2 protein-coding genes are annotated in these 3,892 nt (G+C 54.0%); both read left to right on the top strand.

What is annotated here, in order from left to right; translation table 11 throughout:
- The first annotated feature begins 253 nt into the window (after positions 1–253).
- Positions 254–673, top strand: coding sequence for a hypothetical protein (locus tag CHB65_RS16520; protein ID WP_089386108.1), 420 nt, complete (start codon positions 254–256; stop codon positions 671–673).
- Between the two features lie 409 nt (positions 674–1,082).
- Positions 1,083–3,892, top strand: a 2,810-nt coding sequence (locus CHB65_RS16515) for a hypothetical protein (RefSeq protein ID WP_143420478.1), incomplete at its 3' end; no start/stop codon positions are given.

Genomic DNA, 3,892 nt, shown 5'->3' with positions numbered 1-3,892 from the left:
GAAGCTAAACAACCCTCTCCCGGTCGAAAAACGCTGTTAGAGGAGGTGTGTAGTGACCTCACCGCCAATGCGGGGGCTTAAACGAATACGAATGGGGGCAGCATATCCTCCCTTACGCTACCTATGTTTGGATAGAAACCCACACGCCGAAAAACGAAGGGAAGACGTTGGCGAAACGTAGAATAAACGTCGATAAAATCTTGAGTGGATATTGGCGAATCGTTGATACTGGGGGAGACCCTTAATTCAACGTATGGGACTGATTCAGCGGCTTCGCGACCGGTTTGGAAAGCAGAAGCGGAGTGTCCAGTACGAGGTTCAAGTAATGACCCAAAAGGGCGGATGGAAACGGCATCAACCGTTTCACTGGGATGGAAGATATGGTCGACCCGATCACGATGATGACTATCTTATCACTACCCCAGGTCGATATCGTGAAATACGCCGGGTCGATGGCCGAATTGATGAGGAATTGTGGAGGTATGAAACACCTGACGCGGAGGCGCATTATCAGCGAGAGCGAGAGCGTGAGAAGGTCGAGGAGCTTTCAGTTGAAAAAATATTGGATGAATTGCAGGAGCGAGACGAGATCACTGAACTCGATAGGAGTGAATTAATGCATGAAGTAAGATTGCGGATACTTGAGATGCAAATTGAACAAAACAATTCGTAACCCCAAAAGGTCCCATTCTGGGTCGATGTAGGACTTGTTGTGTCGAGCACCGGTCTAGTCGTGCACGCACAAATCAGTCAATCTCAAATTATGCAGAATATTACTTTAAACGTTAATTGCACTTCGGCGGTTGAGCAGATTTCCGTATTGGGATTGACTTCGTATGTTGCAGAGGAGATGTCTTCGCTGAGTTTGTGCAGTTTCAGCAGTGGGATGACCTCAAGTCGACTCCACAGTGAAGCCTGTCCACCCGGCGATGGCTCTCAGATTTGGTACTCAAAATTCATAGACTTAACGCCCTTCCGTGAGGGTCATGCCACTCTTTCAAATAAAGCCGTGGAAGTAGGATTAATCGAACACGAATGGGTGGGAAACCTATTTATGTATCACGAGCAACGAATATTTATCAATGGCACTGGTGCCTCTACTAGAAGATATTACTCCAGAGGGTGATGAGGCACAGCCAGGACTTCTCAATGCAATCACACTCGTGGTCGGTGCTCCCGCGATGGGCAAATCTACACACTTTTATTCTGAGGGCGTCGCCGGCCATTCCGACATTACCGTTCAGCGTGGGGAGAGCCTTGAAAGAGCGACCGATGTTGACTCCGATCAGTTGGTGATCATCGACGACTTTTACCGTGCGTACCAGCGCACGTCAGGTAATCGCGCGGCGATACTTGAGGAATTGCTTCAGCGCGAGAGCGGTGTCTGTCTCGTCACGCGGCCGTGGTGTCTTGACTGGTTGCTCGAACAGGACGACGGTGACCATCCCCTAAGTGTTGACCACATCGCGAAGTTTGAACACATCTATTATATCCAGTATGATCTTAGGCGGAATCGACAGGCGGCAATCGACGCCTGTAGCGACGCCGCCGGAGAACAGATCAACTCCGAGCAGCTGAAAATCCTGCAGTATAGCGGGTACGAGTTCGACTCGGACGTGTTGCGAGCCTATCCCCGGTCAGTCGCGCCGGGGTGGGCTGCGATACTCCCGCTCGAATCGAGTTCATGCTGGCTCTCGGCGCGTGGGGCGGGACAGGCACTCAAGGATCTCGGTGCTAGTGCGAGCTTGTCCAAATCACTTGACAAAATACGTGATAGTGTCTCAAGCGTCCTTTCTTCTGGGAGTATTTCTCTCGGGAGCGCAGTCGCCGGGGCACCACTCGGGGCAGCAGGCGGGCTATTGCTCGTCTGGTTTTTGCTCAACGACGGCGGACTCAACTCGGACTCGGTCTTCGACGCACTCCTCGACATCGAGATGACGCCCGAGACGAAAGAAGAACTCGAGCGAGCGTGGGATCTCCCGCCGGACACTATCGATAACCTGCTCAAGTTGAGCACCCCAGAAACGATGGCTGCACTGGCGCAACTGCAGGAGAACCCGCCCGAGGAGATCGCTGACGACCTTGCGACCATCGAATCTCGCGTGGGCGAATTTGAAGCGGGACTTGAAGCACTCGACCAAGCGGTCGAGGAACTTGAAGCGCGGCTGCAGTCGGTCGAAGACGTCATCGACGTCGAGGGCGCAGCGGGCACACTGGCGGACTTCGAGGCGACGATCTATGAGGAGGAACAGCGGCTCCTCCGGACATCAGTGGACGGCGAGATTCCCTATCACGGAGGTGAAGACCACGAAATCGTCGAGGAGGTTGATGGAAACGGAACCGGTTTTGTCGTGTTGCGTGGTCCGCACGGAACAGGAAAGTCGACAGCTGCTCTCCGGGCGTGCCGGACACTTGCAGACAGGGGGTACCGCATTCGATTGCCGAATTTCGACGCGAGCATTCCAGAGGCAATCGAAGAGAACCTCGCAACGACCGATGGCGAGACAGTGTTGTTCGCGTTCTACAAACGAGGGACGAGCGGCGACAACGTCGTCAGCGACGAGCGCGACCTCAAGTATCTGCTGAGATGGCTTGAGGACGGGCTTTGTTCGGCAGTCATTCTGGAGTGTCGGGACGAACTGTACTCGTCGTTTACCGACCTCCCAAAGCTTCGAGAAGGGAGTTCCGAACTGAAGCAACTCTTCGAGAGACGCGAATCTGTCGAGTTCGAACCTCTGGCAGAATACGACGAACCGATACGTGCTGTCATCGACTGGACGCTTGAGCAGTTGGATGTCGAACTGCGAGCCGAAGGCGGGAGAGAGACGGTTCGCGAACAAGTAATCGATCTGGCGGCTGGTAATCCGGAGATCGCAAAGATCGCCACCCGATTTGCGGTCACCGGTGATGACGACCTCGAAGGCATCGAGACGATGGACGAGTTGGTCTGGCGCGACATCGAGGTGCTGTTCACCGATGTGGCCGTTGGTGGGGAAACCTTCGAATACGTCTCTGCACTTCGAGAGGCGCTGACCGCCGAACTTCGTATTATGCTCGGGGACGACGCAGACCTTGTCGAGAGTGCGTACTATCTCCTGGGATATCTGGATGGCAAGGTCCGAGAGCGTGTGCGCGATGGTGTGCGGGACCTGCCGGACTGGATGCAGCAGGATAGCGACATCGAAGCGGATGATGTGCCGGCCGAGATTGTTCTGGACCCTTCGGACAACTGGGAGATCACCCCTGACGTCTACGCGGAAGTGGTGTTCAGACGAAAGGGACTGAACCACAACGGCGAGGCAGATGGCCCAGAACTCGGTTTTTCGCGATACTGTCGAGGGCTTGGAGAACTCGAGAACGGGGAACGGTACGTCGGACTGGCCGAAAATCTGGCGCTGGCGTACTCGAAAGCCAACGAATGGGAGGACGACGATCTTAAACAGACCGCTGTTAGGTGTTCGTACCTGCTTCTCGACGCAGCGAGTGAGAGAAGAATCGATAACGAGGCTTATGCACGATGTGTACACGAGTTAGTCGTCGAAGGAATCCCGATTGATCCCGGTGTACTCGAAGATTCAATTTCGATGCTAGTCGAGGGTTCGGGTACGATTGCCGATGATTTCGACGACAAAGATATCGATGGCGCAACTATCGTGATGAACCATCTTACGTATACGTGGACGAATCATTTGGTCTACGAGAGTGGCGTAAGTTTCGAACAGTTGGCCGACGTAACGGTGGATGCGGCTAATTACTGTGAAACAGTTATAGATAAAGACGCGGCACAATTCCTGGAAAACGTCTACTCGATGGCGATAAAGAAGCTCGCGGACACGTACGCCGACCCCGAGACCGATCGTGTCCAGGCCTGGCTTGACCAACTCGAACACCG

The organism is Halorubrum vacuolatum (genome assembly GCF_900188065.1).
GTDB classification, from domain to species: Archaea; Halobacteriota; Halobacteria; order Halobacteriales; family Haloferacaceae; genus Halorubrum; species Halorubrum vacuolatum.
This window is presented reverse-complemented; position numbering and strand designations above follow the sequence as displayed.

Excerpts from the sequence above, each read along its gene's own strand:
- CHB65_RS16520 (WP_089386108.1), top strand. The coding sequence starts at position 254 with ATGGGACTGATTCAGCGGCTTCGCGACCGGTTTGGAAAGCAGAAGCGG.